The sequence below is a fragment of the Chryseobacterium koreense CCUG 49689 genome, from assembly GCF_001045435.1.
In the GTDB taxonomy this organism is placed as follows: domain Bacteria; phylum Bacteroidota; class Bacteroidia; order Flavobacteriales; family Weeksellaceae; genus Kaistella; species Kaistella koreensis.
Window position 1 is genome coordinate 85,038 of the sequence record NZ_LFNG01000010.1, and the last position, 16,421, is coordinate 101,458.

Consider the following 16,421-nt stretch of genomic DNA (forward strand, 5'->3'; position numbering starts at 1 on the left):
CGGAATTTTCTTCAGACTTCCCTTCTTAATATCTGTAATATTCCGGTTTGAAAGGTCCTTCCACTTCCACACCGATATATTTTGCCTGTTCCGGGGAAAGTGTTTCCAGTTCCACGCCTATTTTTTTCAGGTGAAGGTTTGCGACTTTCTCGTCCAATTTTTTAGGCAAAGTATAAACTTCGTTTTGATAAGCTGCAGAGTTGGTCCAAAGTTCGATCTGTGCTAAAGTCTGGTTGGAGAAGGAGTTGCTCATTACAAAACTTGGGTGGCCAGTTGCGCAACCAAGGTTTACCAAACGACCTTCGGCCAGAATGATGATGTCTTTTCCGTCCACATTATAAATGTCAACCTGTGGTTTTACTTCAGATTTTGTGGAACCGTAATTTTCGTTTAGCCAAGCCATGTCGATTTCATTGTCGAAGTGACCGATATTACAAACGATGGTTTTATCCTTCATTTTTTTGAAATGTTCGGCTCTCACAATATTGAAGTTTCCGGTAGTGGTAATGATGATATCCGCGTTTTCGATCACAGTATCCAGTTTTTTCACCTCAAAACCTTCCATTGCAGCTTGCAACGCACAGATGGGGTCAATTTCTGTAACGGTCACGATAGAACCTGCTCCTCTGAAGGAAGCTGCAGTTCCTTTTCCTACATCGCCGTAGCCACAAACGATGACTCTTTTTCCGGCCAGCATCACATCGGTCGCTCTTCTGATCGCATCTACCGCAGATTCTCTACAACCGTATTTGTTGTCGAATTTTGATTTGGTTACGGAATCATTCACATTGATTGCAGGCATCACCAAAGTTCCGTTTTGCATTCTTTCATAAAGTCTGTGAACTCCGGTTGTGGTTTCTTCTGAAAGACCTTTGATGTCTTTGGTCAATTCCGGGTAGCGGTCGAAAACCATATTGGTCAAGTCTCCACCATCATCCAAAATCATGTTTAAAGGTTTTCTGTCTTCACCAAAGAACAATGTCTGCTCAATGCACCAATCGAACTCTTCTTCATTCATCCCCTTCCAAGCATAAACCGGTATTCCTGCTGCTGCGATTGCTGCTGCTGCGTGATCTTGGGTTGAAAAAATATTACAAGAAGACCAGGTAACATCTGCACCCAAAGCAACCAAGGTTTCAATCAAAACAGCGGTTTGGATGGTCATGTGAAGGCAGCCGGCGATCCTTGCACCTTTCAAAGGTTGGGATGGACCATATTCTTCACGGATTGCCATCAAGCCCGGCATTTCTGCTTCCGCAAGCTGAATTTCTTTTCGTCCCCATTCAGCCAGGGAAATATCCTTAACTTTGTAAGGAATGTATTGTGTTGTAGTTTCCATCTAATATAAAAAATTTTTGCAAATTTACGAACTATAATTTGCTCCACAAAATATGCCTTTATACCGAGATTATTCTGATGAAAAAGCCACGATTCTGCTCTGGAAATACGATGAGAAAGAAGAGCTGAATCAGGATACTTTAGTGGAAGAAGAAAATGGTGACAAGATCAAAGACTATCATCCCACCAAACTGAAGGAACTCTTGCTGATTCGGAAAATATTGAAAACGGTATTGCCGGGACACAAGATTCTTTATGATGGCAGGACTCCTTACTTGGAGCCGAAAGATTTCGAAATTTCAATTACCCATTCCTTTCCATTTGCGGCATTGGCTTTTTCTAAAAACAAAATCGGAATCGATATTGAACCTTTTAACTCAAAAATTTTAAAGGTTCAAAATAAATTTCTTTATCCCGACCAAGCGGAATTTATTGAAAAAGGGAAGGAAGTGGCGTATCTCACCGTGATTTGGTCACTGAAAGAAAGTCTTTACAAAATCCATCATTCCAATTACTGGTCGCTGAAAAAACATTACGAAGTAAAACCCTTTGATCTGGATTTTCCTTTCAACATCATGTGCAGGGTGCATGACGAAAGGGTTTCGGATCTTTTCAAAGCACGGGTAGAGTTTTTTGACAATTATTGTTTTACCATCGTGGATTAAACAAAAAAGCAGAATACCGAAGTTTTCTGCTTTAACAATTCTTTTTTTTAACTCTTCAAATTGAAACGTTTTTTTCCGTTTCTCAATCTTCTAAGTATCCAAATCTTCCGTTATTGTAATCGTCGAAAGCCTGAATGATTTCTTCGCGGGTGTTCATCACAAACGGTCCGTGAGGAAAAATTGGTTCGTTTAAAGGTGCTCCGCTCATTACTAAGACGATGGAGTCTTCTGTGGCTTCAATCGTGAAATCTTCTCCATCATTTTCGAACAAAACCAAATGATCTGTCGGAACTTTTTCTACTCCATTCACGGTGATTTTTCCTTCGATGACTAATGCGGCAGTCGCGAAACTGGCAGGAAAACTGAAATCTGCTTTTCCACCCGATTTCAATTTGGCATTCATTAGATTTACCGGACTGAAAGTAGTTGCAGGTCCTTTCTCACCATTGTATTCTCCGGCAATAATTTCTATGAAGCCATTTTCACCCAAATCAACATTGGTCATCTCAGAATTCTTGAGGGCTTGATATTTTGGGCGAGTCATCTTGTCTTTTGCCGGAAGATTCACCCAAAGTTGCACCATCTGGAAAATCCCGCCTTCTTTTGCCCACTCGGTTTCATGGAACTCTTTGTGCAAAACTCCTGATGCGGCGGTCATCCATTGCACGTCTCCCTGTTCTATAATCCCACCTCCTCCTGAGCTGTCGCTGTGTTCCACCTTGCCTTGATAGGCGATCGTCACAGTTTCAAAACCCCGGTGCGGATGGACTCCAACTCCTCGGGGATGGTCTGTTCCTGAAAAATGGAATTTCGAATTGTAATCCAGCATAAGGAACGGGTCCATTCTCTTCATGTCCAAATGATAACCGCTTGGAATGAAGTTGTGCACTCTGAAACCATCACCCACAAAATGTGCTGGTTTTGGTGCAGCGATTAACTCGATTTTTTTGGTTGACATTTTAAATCTCATTTTTTATGGTACAAAAATACGAGAGATGTTGTGGACAAACATTGATGTAGGGTAAGAACTGCAATTGATTGATAATCTTTGTGTTTAGATTAGCATTCGCTCCTGAATCGCCGCTGGTCAATGTTCGGTCTTCATGTTTTCGCCATCACGGGAATGAAGCCTTCTGAAAACAAACCCTGAAAGAATAGTTAAAACTCCCACTGCTAAGAAGGTGTATCGAAACGCCAAATGCATATTTCCTTTAATTAAAGCGTGATTGTTTTCAAAAAGTTTTAAAATGATCAATCCCAATGCAATCCCAAAACCTATCGCCAACTGCTGATTCACGGCGAGGAGGGAGTTTCCACTGGAAGTGTGGGAAAATCGCAAATCGGCAATCGCAATCGTATTCATAGAAGTGAACTGTATGGAGTTGAAAAATCCCAAAATCGCAATCAGCGGAATAAACCAGTAAATCGAAGTATGAACTCCCGGAATTCCAAGGCTGCAGATCAATATCCCGATGATAAAAGTGTTGACCATGAGTGTTTTCCTGTATCCATATTTATCCAAGATTCTGATTACAGCAGCTTTGCCGAACATGGCAGTCAATGCCATTGGTGCAATGATCCAGCCCGAAACCACGGCTGTTTTTCCATATGCGATCTGAATCATCAAAGGCAAAAGCAAAGGTATCGCGCTGATTCCCAATCTGGTTGCGAGGTTTCCTAAAATTCCAACCCTGAAAGTGCGCACCTGAAAAAGATTGAGCGGAAAAATGGCATCGCTGGTTTTCTTTGCATGGCGGTAGTAAAAATAGATCACCAGAAATCCAAAAATAAATATCATCAAAACCGGGGTGATATTCTGTAGGGTACCAAAACTTTCCAGTGCGATTGAAAGCAGTAAAGATGCTGAAGCAAAAATCAAAAATCCCTTTAAATCAAATTTAATTTTCTTTGAAATATAGTTGGGCATATTCTTGATACTGAGCAAAATACCCAATAATCCAATCGGAATATTGATCAGAAAAATCCAGTGCCATGAAAGGTAATCCACCAGATAACCACCCACCAAAGGTCCTAGAACCGGACCAATTAATGCGGGAATAATTGCATAATTCATGGCTTTCACCAATTCGCTTTTGTCAAATGTTTTGATCAGTGCCAATCTTCCGACCGGGGTCATCAAACTTCCGCCAATTCCCTGAATGACTCGTGAAATTACCAAATGGGTCAGGTTCTGTGAAAGTGCGCAAAAAAGTGATCCCAGACTGAAAATAACCAATGAAAAGATAAAGACGACTTTTGTCCCGAATTTATCTGCCAAAAATCCCGAAACCGGCATAAACAAAGCCAATGTGAGCACATAACTGACAATCGCATTCTGCATATTCAATGGCGATTCCCGCAAATCTTTCGCGATGGATGGAAGTGCCGTATTCAAAACCGTGGTATCCAGCAACTGCATAAAAATCGCCGTCGCTAAAATCAACGGCAGGATATTTTTGACAGAGGAGTCGAATGTTTTAAAAGTATCCGGCATGAATAATGGGAAGCAAAAAATGAACCTAATTTCTTCCCACAAAATACAAAAAATAAATGAACCTGATTCTGAAAAATAATCAATTTAAAAGTGGGGGTATGAAATCAATTTTTGATTTAATAGAGCTGGTTTTCACCATTTGGCGAAACCCGCACTAAAACTTTGGGAACAAAAAAATCCTGCAGAATTTTTTGCAGGATTTCTTGAAAAGTACAATTTAGTACGAATCCTCGTGAACCGAGACTACCGCTCTTCCGCTGGGATCGTTCATTTTTTTGAAGGCTTCATCCCATTCCAAGGCGATTGGTGTGGAACAGGCTACAGATGGAACAGATGGAACTGTGGCTGCAGCGGTTTCACTGGGGAACAATTCTTCGAAGATAGCTCTATAGCGGTATTCCTCTTTATTTTGAGGCGTGTTCAGCGGGAAGCGGAATCTGGCGTTTTCCATCATTTCATCAGAAACTTCTTCTTCGGCTTTCGCTTTTAAGGAATCAATCCAGGAATAACCAACCCCGTCGGAGAATTGCTCTTTCTGTCGCCACACAATGGATTCCGGCAGCAAATCCTCAAAAGCTTTCCTCAAAACCCATTTTTCCATTTTCCCTTTAGCTTGGTCAATCATTTTATCTTTAGGATTGATGGTCATTGCCACATCGATAAATTCTTTGTCCAGGAACGGAACCCGGCCTTCAACTCCCCAACTCATCAGCGCCTTATTGGCCCTCAAACAATCGTAAAGATGGAGTTTTTCAAGTTTTCTTACGGTTTCTTCGTGAAATTCTTTGGCGTTCGGTGCTTTGTGGAAATAGAGGTAACCGCCGAAAAGCTCGTCGCTTCCTTCGCCTGAAAGCACCATTTTGATTCCCATTGATTTAATGACTCTTGCCAATAAATACATCGGAGTGGAAGCGCGAACCGTGGTCACATCATAAGTTTCCAAATGATAAATCACGTCTTTCACCGCATCCAAACCTTCCTGCACAGTGAAATGAACTTCATGGTGGATGGATCCGATATGTTCCGCCGCTTTCTGTGCCGCTAATAAATCCGGGGATCCTGCCAAACCCACTGCAAAACTGTGCAATCTTGGGTACCACGCTTCCTGGGTGTCACCGCTTTCGATTCTGTTTCGGGCATATTTAGCGGTGACGGCTGCAATAATCGATGAATCCAAACCTCCGGAAAGCAAAACACCATACGGAACATCACTCATCAATTGACGGTGAACAGCGTCTTCTAATCCTTTTCGGATGGCTGAAATCTGCGTTTCGCTGTCTTTCACTTGCTCATAATCATCCCAATCTCTGTGGTGCCATTTTTGCATTTCGTGGCCGTCTTTGCTGTAAAGAAAATGTCCGGGAAGAAAGCACTCGATGGTTTTGCAAACTCCCTCCAAGGCTTTTAATTCAGAAGCTACATAATAGTTTCCATTTTTGTCCCAACCTTGATAAAGCGGACAAATTCCCATATGGTCGCGGCCGATCAAATAAATGTCGTTTTCAATGTCATAAAGGGCAAAAGCGAAAATTCCATTGAGTTTTTCAAGGAAGTCTTTTCCGTATTTTCGGTAAAGGGCTAGAATCACCTCGCAATCGGAATTTGTCAAAAACTCCTCGTCCGCAAATTCTTTTCTCAGTTCCTGATGGTTATAAATCTCACCATTTACTGCCAATACCACTTTCCCATCTCTGGAGAATAAAGGTTGTTTGCCAGAAGCTGGATCCACAATCGCCAATCTTTCGTGGGAGAAAATTACTTTTTCATTCTGGAAAATTCCACTCCAGTCGGGACCTCGATGCCGAATTTTCTTGGACATTTCCAGTATTTGAGGCCTTAGAGTCTCCGTTTTTTGTTTTGCGTCAAAAAGACATACAATTCCGCACATATTTTTTGTGAAAATCAAGTTTAATAATAAATAGTCTGCCGGAAGTTTTAATCATTCAAGGTTGTTTTTCACCTCTTTTTTTAGGTTTATGATTAAAATTCTGATGCAAACTTAAAGAGTTGGTTTAAAAAACAAAAACAAATCTTTTATTTAAAGAAAATATATGCTATAATTAAACAAAATACTGAAAAAATTTAACTATTATGGTTGTTAAATTGATTGATATTGAAAAAATTAAACTTGTGAAGGTTGTCTTTTATATGTCGGAGTGAAGGAACGATCCGGAATGATTGTTTTTAAAGCCGAAGTGGGGAAGTAAAAAATAATTAATTGGATCGTTCAAAAATTGAGATTTATTGGTTCAGTAAAATCGCCGCCTCTTTCGCTGCATAAGTGAAAATCATATCCGCTCCCGCTCTTTTGATGCAGGTCAAACTCTCGATGATCGCTTTGTCGTTGTCTAACCAACCGTTTTGTGCGGCGGCTTTCAGCATGGCATATTCACCGCTCACATTGTAAACTGCGATTGGCAAATCGATGGTTTCGCGAACTTTGGAAACGATGTCCAGATACGGAAGCCCCGGTTTGATCATGATGATGTCCGCACCTTCGGCAACGTCTTTCAATACCTCGTCAATCGCTTCCCTGGAATTGTGGAAATCCATCTGATAGGTTTTCTTGTCCTTTGGAATTTCCTGATTATCAACCGGTGCAGAATCTAATGCACTTCTGAAAGGTCCATAATATGAACTGGCATATTTTGCGGCATAACTTAGAATTCCCACATCGGTGAAACCATTTTCCTCTAATCCGGTCCGGATTGCGGCAACTCTTCCATCCATCATGTCACTTGGCGCCACAATATCTGCTCCGGCTTCTGCGTGAGAAACTGACATTTTGACCAGTGCGTCATTGGTGGCGTCGTTGTCAATTTTTCCATTAGTGATGATTCCGTCATGTCCATAAATGGAATAAGGATCAAGCGCTACATCCGGCATGATTACCATGTTGGGAACCGCATCTTTGATGGCTTTAATGGTATTTTGCATCAAGCCGTTTTTATTCCAGGCTTCTTTTCCCGTGTTGTCTTTCAGGTCTTCGGAAACCTTCATGTATAGGTTAACCGCCTTGATGCCGAGAGAGAAAAGCTCCCTGCATTCCTTCACCGTGAGATCAAGCGATCTGCGAAAAATCCCAGGCATAGACGGGATGGCTTCCTGCCGGTTTTCACCTTCCATGACAAACATTGGCATTACGAAATCATTGGTGGTCAACACAGTTTCCTGCACCAGTGCTCTGACCGAAGCGTTGGTTCTTAATCTTCGGTTTCTTGAATATATAATCATTATGGAATGGTTTTTGAAATAACTTTTGCAAATTTAGAGATAGTTTTTTTAAAATTCTATTGTAGATTAAATTGAATTTGTTACTTTTGTAATGATATTTATAAATAAAAAATATTTATCGGTGAAAAAATTATTAGTTTCTTTACTATTTATCGGTGGTTTAACAGTTTTTTCGGGAAATCTTTCCGCTCAATCTGTTTCAAGGGAACCGGTTTCAACATCTCAAAAATCTGATGATGGAGTGTTGGTTGCGTACCCAAATCCAGCCCGAGATTTCATAGTTATTAAATCTAAAGATGCGAATTTGCGAATTAAAGATGTTACTTTCTATTCTATTTTAGGAATGGAAGTTGCTCAATATGCGGTCAATATGAATTCTGGTGAAATCCGCTTGGATAAACTGAGACCCGGCAAGTATTTGATGAGGTATACCTTAAGTGATAATACTCAAAAAGTTACCCAAATCGTAAAACAATAAATTAAGTTCCTGAAATTCTTCGGGAATTTTTTTTGTTCCCCTCAAAATTTCAGAAAACCTTCAACTCTGAAAATTTCCGTATTTTTGTCTGATGGAAATGCGGGAAAAAATTGTGATTATTGGCGGGGGTTTTGCAGGACTGCAGCTGGCCAAGAAACTCAACAATAAGAATAAGAAAATCATCGTCATCGATAAGGTGAACCACCACATGTTTCAACCGCTTTTTTATCAGGTAGCATGTGGCAGGATAGAGCCGTCTAATATTTCATTTCCTTTTCGCAAGATTTTTCAAAACTCTAAAAATATCCGGTACCGAATGACCGAGGTGGTGAAGATCATTCCAGAGGAAAATAAAATCCTAACCAACACAGATGATGCCGAATTCACTTATGACAAACTGATCATCGCCACCGGTTGCAAAACCAATTTTTTTGGAAATCAAACCATGGAGCAGCTCACTTTTGGGATGAAAAATACCCAGGAAGCGATTGCAATCAGAAATCACGTGTTGATGACTTTTGAGAAACTGATCATCGAAAGAAAGCGTAGCGATGATGGGAACTGGAATATCGTGATCGTGGGAAGTGGTCCAACGGGAGTGGAATTGGCGGGAGCTTTTGCGGAAATGAAAAAGGACATCCTTCCTCGTGATTATCCCAATATGAATTTTGATGATTTGAATGTGATCTTAGTGAGCTCAACTGAGAAACCTTTAAGTATAATGAGTGCCGAGTCGCAAAAAATGTCAGAGAAATATTTAAAGGATTTAGGGGTGAAATTCATGAGTGATGAGTTCGTCACGGGTTATGATGGTGATCTAGTAATGATGAAGAGTGGAAAGTCAATTCCGTCTAACAATGTCATTTGGGCGGCAGGAGTTACCGGAAATATCATCGAAGGTCTGCATCCCGAAACATTGATGAAGAACAGATATCGAACAGACCGTTTCAACAGAGTTCTGGGTTACACCAATATTTTCGCGATTGGCGACATCGCCTATATGGAAACTCCGAAATATCCACTTGCACATCCACAGGTAGCGAACGTGGCCATTAATCAAGGGAAAAATCTGGCAAAAAACCTGCTGAAAAAGTCGGAAGAGGAATGGACTGAATATGAATATGAGGATCAGGGAAGCATGGCGACCATAGGGAAACACAGAGCGGTAGTTGATTTGCCGAAGTTCAAGTTTCAGGGTTTTTTCGCCTGGTATTTTTGGATGTTCCTTCACCTGATGCTGATTTTGAGCGTCAGGAACAAAATCGCCATTTTCTTCAACTGGATGTGGAGTTATTTCAACAAAGACTCGTCATTAAGACTCATCATCGTACCAAATAAACAGAACGGAACCCAGCAATGAGAATAGATATTATAAGCGTTTTACCGGAATTGATGGAAAGTCCATTTAAAACCTCTATTTTGAAAAGAGCCATGGACAAAGGTATAGCGGAGGTGCACTTTCATCAGCTTAGGGATTTCGGGTTGGGAAAATACCGGCAGATTGATGATGAACCTTATGGGGGCGGAGCGGGAATGGTGATGATGTGTGAACCATTGGATAATTTGATCTCTAAATTGAAGTCAGAGCGAAATTATGATGAGATCATCTACCTCACTCCAGACGGCGAAACGCTAAACCAAAAAATAGCGAACACGCTCTCTATTAAAGATAATCTGATTTTTCTTTGCGGCCATTATAAAGGGATTGACCAGCGAATTCGCGAGCTGCACATCACCCGTGAAATATCGATCGGCGATTATGTTTTGACTGGTGGTGAATTGGCGGCATGTGTATTGGCGGATTCGGTGATCAGGTTGATTCCAGGGGTCTTGAATGATGAGCAATCAGCTCTGACAGATAGTTTTCAGGATGATTTACTTTCGCCGCCAATTTATACGAGGCCCGCGGAATACAAAGGATTAAAAGTTCCGGAAATCCTGCTGAGTGGTAACTTCAAAAAGATTGAAGAATGGCGTAGTGAGCAGGCCTTAAAAATTACGCAGAAAAAAAGACCAGACCTTTTGCATTAAAAGTAAAGATAATTAATTATTTTTGTGGAGTTTGAAATCCATAGAATAACGAGTGCAACTAGACAATGATAAATGACGAAACCAAAGAACTGATAGCATTTTATAATGTTGAAAACCTGTTCTTGCCGGATCCGCCCCCAATGCACAAACTCGATCCCACATTGTCTGGGCTTCCAAACTGGGATCCAAGAAAATATAAGAATAAACTTTTCAAAATTTCCCATGTTTTTCAATTGATAGAAGAATCGGAGGAGGTATTGCCCATGCTCATCGGACTTGCAGAAATCCAGGGAAGAAAACCACTGGAAGATTTGGTTCACCTGGAGCCTTTCCATTCCAATTATGGCATCGTGCACTATGATTCGATGGACGAAAGGGGGGTAGATGTCGCGCTTCTTTACGACAAGTCAAAGATTGAAGTGGTCTCGTCTGAACCAATCTCGTATTTCTTTGAAATTGAAGATGATAATCCTGCAAACTATGACACCACCCGTGACATTTTATTTTGCAAATTGAAATTCAGAGAAAAAATCATCAATATTTTTGTTGTGCATCTTCCTTCCAAAAGAGAAAAAGATGTCAATAAACCAAAACGTGACTACATCTTGAGCGATTTGAGGAATCACGTGGTACAGTCATTATCCAAAAAGGAACCAGTGATCGTTTTAGGGGACTTTAATGAAAATCCAGATGATGAAAATTTAAAGAAATTGCTTTATGGCGAAAATTTTGATAAAATTTTGAACAATCCATATGTCGATTTGTTTAAGGAGCGTAAATTTTCAACCTTTCATTTCAAGGATGGCTTGCTTTTTGACCAAATATTGCTTTCAGCTGAATTTTTTAATGAAGATGCTTACCTGCATTTTAAAAATGCAAAGGTTTTTAATTCCGAAAAATTAAGTACTTGGGACAGAAAAGTTACAGGCAGACCTTTTCGCACTTTTGCCGGCAAAAGGTATCTAGGGGGATACAGCGACCATTTCCCGGTATTCATAACATGTTCGATTAATCCATCGAACCCTTAACAGAAAAGAGTATAGAAAAATAATATAGATAAAATGAGAAACCTAGTAAACAGCGGATACCATTTGGATTCTGTTGACAAAGAGATTATTGATCAGCTGATGAGCAACTCGAAGACTTCCTTGGCGAAGATATCCAAAGAAGTTGGGATTTCAACTACCGCAGTTCATCAAAGAATCAAGAAATTAGAGAATGCTGGAGTTATAGAAAATTCGATTTCGCTTCTAAATCCGAGAAAAATTGGTTATAAGGTAGTTTCCTACATCGGGGTTTACTTGGAACAACCCAGTCATTATTCAGAGGCCATCAAAGCACTTAAGAGCGTAAATGAAGTTGTGGAGGCACATTACACCACAGGGAATTATACCGTTTTTTTAAAAGTTTTGTGTCGTGATAATGATCATCTAATGCACATCCTAAACAAGATCCAAAAACTAAAAGGAGTGACCAGAACAGAAACCTTTATCTCCCTGGAACAAAGTATCAGCAGACAGTTGAAGGTGGAGTAATTCTTAAGTTAAATGCTAAATATACAAGACATTGGCGTAAAGCTGATGTCTTTTATTTTGGCATTGCCGGTCTTTTCAATAAACATCGGAAAAGAATTTCCTATTTGCCAAGAAATGGTTAATTTTACCTCTCCCAAATTATTGGGGGAGCTTTCATTTTTTAACTTAAAAAAATTATGGAAAAAATTTTAGAAAAAAAATATACCGATCGTCCTCAAAATATTAGCGAAGAGAGAAACCAAGGCTTGTCTTTCAACACAAAATATTTTGAGGGGATCAATATCAACCGAAGCGCTATCGAAAGACGAGTTGCAACACTTACCGCAAGACGCAGCGTAAAGAAGGAATTCCAGGCAGCATGGTTGCTGAAGGCAATTTCTATGATTGATCTCACCACTCTTGCAGGTGATGATACCCGCGGAAATGTATTGCGACTTTGTGAAAAGGCTAAACATCCGGTTCGGGAAGATCTTCTGGTAAAACTCGGGATGCAGGACGAAAATTTGACAACTGGTGCGGTTTGCGTGTACCACAACCTGATTCCCTTTGCAAAAGAAGCGCTGCAGGGAACCAATATCCCAATAGCGGCAGTTTCCACTGGATTTCCGGCAGGCAAGATTTCACTAGAAGAGAAATTAACCGAAATCAAAAAATCCGTCGCAGCCGGTGCAACAGAAATCGATATCGTGATTTCGAGGGATCTGGTTCTGGAATCTAGATGGAAAGAATTGTATGAAGAAATCAAACTTTGCAGACAAGCTTGCGGAGAAGCACACATGAAAACAATTCTCGCAACCGGCGAAATTCCTACGTACACAAAAGTGGCCAAAGCAAGTTGGGTGGCAATGATGGCAGGTTCCGATTTCATCAAAACTTCTACGGGTAAAGAATCCGTAAATGCCACTTTGGAGGTGAGTTTGGTGATGATTCGCTGCATCCGAGACTATTATGAATTGACCGGTGTGAAAGTTGGCTACAAACCGGCAGGAGGAATCCAAAAAGCAAAACAGGCACTCGATTATTTGATTCTGATTAAAGAAGAATTAGGAAATGATTGGCTCAATCCACATCTATTCCGTTTCGGCGCAAGTTCGCTTTTGGGCGATATCGAAAGACAACTCGAACATTACGTGACCGGAAGATACAGCGCAGGATTCAGACATCCGATGGCGTAAAATCTTCTTCGAGTGTTGGCTTGTTTTGAAAGTCGATTCAAGTAAAACCTCAAATCTACCTGTCGGCAGACAGGCTTTAAACTTCAAATAATAAAATCTGATGGAAATCAAAGAAATATACGACACTATGGTTTACGGTCCCGCTCCTGAAACTGCAGCACCTGCAGTGGAATTTTTAGAAAACCACAAAAGAAGTTTCGACCTCTTTATCGGTGGAGAATGGGTGAAACCCAATTCGAAAAAATACATGGATTCCATAAATCCAAGCAATAAAGAATTTTTGGCAAAATTTGCGGAAGCAGATGAAACCGATGTCAACAAAGCCGTGAAAGCTGCAAAAGATGCAATTCCGGAATGGGTGAAAATCGGCGGCTTCGGAAGGGCGAAATATCTTTACGCATTGGCAAGACAAATCCAGAAAAATTCCAGATTGTTCGCAGTTCTGGAAACTTTGGACAATGGAAAACCGATTCGTGAAACCCGCGATATCGATATTCCAATTGTGGTAAGACATTTTTACAATCACGCAGGTTGGGCAAAATTAATGGACACCGAGTTCAAAGACTACAAAGAAGTCGGAGTAATCGGACAAATCATCCCATGGAATTTTCCTTTGATGATGTTGGCCTGGAAAATCGCTCCCGCTTTGGCAATGGGAAATACCGTGGTTTTAAAACCTGCTGAATACACTTCATTGACTGCTCTGCTTTTCGCAGAAATCTGTGAAAAAATCGGACTTCCAAAAGGGGTGGTAAATATCGTCACCGGAAGAGGACCGGTGGTGGGAAACGCTCTGGTCAACAATAAAGACGTCAATAAAATTGCATTTACCGGTTCCACCAGAGTGGGTAAAATTTTAAGAACTGAAATCGCGGGAAGTGGCAAAAAGATATCTTTGGAATTAGGCGGAAAATCGCCATTTATCGTTTTTGAAGATGCGGATTTGGATTCGGCGGTGGAAGGAATTGTGGATGCCATCTGGTTTAATCAAGGCCAAGTTTGCTGCGCAGGTTCCAGACTTTTGGTCCAGGAAAGTATTGCGGAGAAATTCTATAAAAAATTGCGGACAAGAATGGAGACGCTGCGAATTGGCGATCCTTTAGACAAAGCTGTAGATATGGGCGCAATCGTGGATAAAGTTCAGTTGAAAACCATTACCGAATTGGTGAAACTAGGAGTTGACGAAGGCTGCAAAATTTATCAGCCGAAAAACGGACTTCCAAAAGAGGGCTGGTTTTTCCCGCCGACTCTGTTTACCGATGTTCCCACAAGTTCGGTGATCGCACAGGAAGAAATCTTCGGGCCGGTTTTGGTCGCAATGACTTTCCGTTCGCATAATGAAGCTGTTGCTTTGGCAAACAACACCAGGTATGGTCTGGCTGCAAGTGTTTGGACAGAAAATATCAACCTTGCATTAGATATCGCTCCGAAAATTAAAGCGGGTGCGGTTTGGATCAATTGTACCAACCAGTTTGATGCAAATGCTGGTTTCGGTGGTTACAGAGAATCTGGATTTGGAAGAGAAGGTGGAAAGGAAGGGCTTTACGAGTATATAAAACCGAGAATCGAAGATGAATTTGCCTTAAAGCCTGCAGTGCCAAAAGCGGTGAAACCGAAGGAATCCAAAAAATCAAATTTACTGGCAGAAATCGATAGAACTACCAAAATGTACATTGGTGGAAAACAGGCGCGTCCGGATGGAGGTTACAGCATGGAAATCAAAAATGCATTTGGTGATTATATTGGCGAAGTTTCCGAAGGAAATAGAAAAGATATCCGAAACGCGGTAGAAGCAGCGCATGCGAACAAAACCTGGAGTGGAATGACCGGTCACGGCAGAGCGCAGGTTCTTTACTATATTGCGGAAAACTTGTCGATTCGTGCGGAAGAATTTGCGGAGAGAATTTCGGAGATGACCAACCAAAGTCTGGAATCCTCGAGAGATGAGGTGGAGAAGTCCATCGAAAGAATTTATACCTACGCCGCTTTTGCCGATAAGTACGATGGTGCAGCGCATTCCACCGTTCAGCGAATGGTGACTTTGGCAATGCCGGAACCGGTGGGAGTGATGGCAGTAATTTGTCCGGACGAAAATCCTCTGCTCGGATTTATTTCCACGGTGATTCCTGCAATTGCCATGGGAAATCACGTGGTGGTGGTTCCTTCTGAGAAGCATCCGTTCTCTGCGACCGATTTCTATCAAATTTTAGAAACTTCCGATGTTCCTGCAGGAACCGTAAATATTGTGACCGGACCAAAAGATGAATTAGCGAAAGAATTGGCGAAACATTACAATGTTGACGGAATCTGGTATTTCGGCAGCAAAGAAGGAAGTAAAGATATCGAATTGCTTTCTACCGATTCCATGAAACGTTCTTGGGTGAATTTCGGGAAATACAGAAACTGGCTCGATGCCGCGCAAGGCGAAGGTCAGGAATTTTTGAGACACGCTACGGAAATTAAGAATATTTGGATTCCTTACGGAGCATAGCAGATTCCAAATTGAAATATGAAAAACCCGGGAAAATTTCTCGGGTTTTTCATTTACAAAACTTTATTTTTGCACCTGATGGCGAAACGTAACGTAAAAAGAAAAACGACTCGGAAAATCCATAAGAAACGAAGGAAGAACTGGCTTTTCCGGCGGTGGACATTGTTTCTGGTCTTGGCGGTCGCTTTGCTCGGAACCGGATTTTATCTGAAGGAAAAAATCGCGTTTTATTACGCCATGTATTTCAACAGATTCCAGCACCGAAATTTGTCCAATTCTGAAGCTGAAGAAAACCGGATTAACCGGATCATTGGCGATTATGCCGGGAAAACCTTTGGCATCGATATGTCTCATTATCAAAAAAAGGAAGACGTGGAATGGGACAGTTTAAGTATCGGAAACCGCTCTATTCCGATAGAGTTTGTGATTCTTCGCGGAACGATGGGGAACAAATCTGCGGACAAACATTTTGACGAATTCTGGGCACTCGCCAAAAAACACGAACTCATTCGCGGAGCGTACCATTTTTACCGTGCCGATGAAGATCCTGTGATGCAGGCAAATAATTTCCTGGAAAATGTGAAACTGGAATCTGGAGATTTGCCACCGATTCTAGATATTGAAAAAATTCCCCGCCGGAAATCCAACCAAAAGCTGCTGGAAGACTTGAAAATCTGGTGCAAAATCGTGGAAGATGCCTATGGAAAAAAACCAATCATCTACACCTATTACCATTACTACAAAGATTTTCTAAGAGGAAATTTCGATGGGTACACGCTTTGGCTCGCCAATTACAATGATGTTCCGCAACCGTCACCAGACGACGAATGGAATTTTTGGCAGTTCACTGAAAACGGTATTGTTTACGGAATCAACACGAAAGTGGACGTGAATGTTTTCAATGGAAATACCTGGAGTTTGAAGCGGCTGACTTTGGATTGAAACCCACCCTTGAAGGATTCAAGCAGGAATTCCGTATT

At 41.1% G+C, this 16,421-nt stretch carries 14 protein-coding genes; 9 read left to right on the forward strand and 5 right to left on the reverse strand.

Annotated features, from left to right (window positions below):
• Positions 1-25: 25 nt before the first annotated feature.
• Positions 26-1,339 carry an adenosylhomocysteinase gene (gene ahcY / locus ACM44_RS08400; protein ID WP_048499589.1) on the reverse strand — a complete coding sequence of 438 codons (1,314 nt, stop codon included), beginning with the start codon at positions 1,337-1,339 and terminating at the stop codon, positions 26-28.
• Positions 1,340-1,391: 52 nt separating this feature from the next.
• Between ahcY and ACM44_RS08405 the strand changes: the two genes are divergently transcribed.
• A complete protein-coding gene (locus tag ACM44_RS08405; protein WP_048499590.1) occupies positions 1,392-2,003 on the forward strand; it encodes a 4'-phosphopantetheinyl transferase family protein in 612 nt (203 codons plus the stop codon).
• Between the two features lie 82 nt (positions 2,004-2,085).
• Here the strand turns inward: ACM44_RS08405 and ACM44_RS08410 are convergent, their stop codons facing one another.
• The 4 genes from ACM44_RS08410 to hemB form a co-directional block, all read right to left on the reverse strand.
• Entirely contained in the window at positions 2,086-2,961 is an 876-nt protein-coding gene (locus ACM44_RS08410) for a pirin family protein (RefSeq protein WP_048499591.1), read from the reverse strand.
• A 129-nt stretch (positions 2,962-3,090) separates the two neighbouring features.
• The gene (locus ACM44_RS08415; RefSeq protein WP_241477162.1) at positions 3,091-4,446 is read right to left on the reverse strand and encodes an MFS transporter; all 1,356 of its coding nucleotides are present in this window, start codon (positions 4,444-4,446) and stop codon (positions 3,091-3,093) included.
• A 268-nt stretch (positions 4,447-4,714) separates the two neighbouring features.
• Positions 4,715-6,385 carry an asparagine synthase B gene (gene asnB, locus ACM44_RS08420; protein ID WP_048499593.1) on the reverse strand — a complete coding sequence of 557 codons (1,671 nt, stop codon included), beginning with the start codon at positions 6,383-6,385 and terminating at the stop codon, positions 4,715-4,717.
• A 353-nt stretch (positions 6,386-6,738) separates the two neighbouring features.
• A complete protein-coding gene (gene hemB, locus ACM44_RS08425; RefSeq protein ID WP_048499594.1) occupies positions 6,739-7,731 on the reverse strand; it encodes a porphobilinogen synthase in 993 nt (330 codons plus the stop codon).
• A 121-nt stretch (positions 7,732-7,852) separates the two neighbouring features.
• Here hemB and ACM44_RS08430 point away from each other — a divergent pair, with 121 nt between their 5' ends.
• The 8 genes from ACM44_RS08430 (at position 7,853) to ACM44_RS08465 (ending at position 16,383) form a co-directional block, all read left to right on the forward strand.
• Entirely contained in the window at positions 7,853-8,209 is a 357-nt protein-coding gene (locus tag ACM44_RS08430; protein ID WP_048499638.1) for a T9SS type A sorting domain-containing protein, read from the forward strand.
• Positions 8,210-8,300: 91 nt separating this feature from the next.
• Positions 8,301-9,569, forward strand: a complete 1,269-nt coding sequence (locus ACM44_RS08435; protein WP_048499595.1) for an NAD(P)/FAD-dependent oxidoreductase — start codon at positions 8,301-8,303, stop codon at positions 9,567-9,569.
• A complete protein-coding gene (trmD, locus tag ACM44_RS08440) occupies positions 9,566-10,240 on the forward strand; it encodes a tRNA (guanosine(37)-N1)-methyltransferase TrmD (protein WP_048499596.1) in 675 nt (224 codons plus the stop codon). Before ACM44_RS08435 ends, trmD begins: the two co-directional genes overlap by 4 nt.
• A 65-nt stretch (positions 10,241-10,305) precedes the next feature.
• Entirely contained in the window at positions 10,306-11,268 is a 963-nt protein-coding gene (locus tag ACM44_RS08445) for an endonuclease/exonuclease/phosphatase family protein (RefSeq protein WP_048499597.1), read from the forward strand.
• Positions 11,269-11,301: 33 nt separating this feature from the next.
• Complete coding sequence (locus ACM44_RS08450) at positions 11,302-11,775, forward strand: Lrp/AsnC family transcriptional regulator (protein ID WP_048499598.1); 474 nt, start codon at positions 11,302-11,304, stop codon at positions 11,773-11,775.
• A 176-nt stretch (positions 11,776-11,951) separates the two neighbouring features.
• A complete protein-coding gene (gene deoC, locus ACM44_RS08455) occupies positions 11,952-12,950 on the forward strand; it encodes a deoxyribose-phosphate aldolase (RefSeq protein ID WP_048499599.1) in 999 nt (332 codons plus the stop codon).
• A gap of 100 nt (positions 12,951-13,050) precedes the next feature.
• The gene (locus tag ACM44_RS08460) at positions 13,051-15,441 is read left to right on the forward strand and encodes an aldehyde dehydrogenase family protein (RefSeq protein WP_048499600.1); all 2,391 of its coding nucleotides are present in this window, start codon (positions 13,051-13,053) and stop codon (positions 15,439-15,441) included.
• A gap of 78 nt (positions 15,442-15,519) precedes the next feature.
• Positions 15,520-16,383 carry a glycoside hydrolase family 25 protein gene (locus tag ACM44_RS08465; RefSeq protein WP_048499639.1) on the forward strand — a complete coding sequence of 288 codons (864 nt, stop codon included), beginning with the start codon at positions 15,520-15,522 and terminating at the stop codon, positions 16,381-16,383.
• The last annotated feature ends 38 nt before the right edge of the window (positions 16,384-16,421 follow it).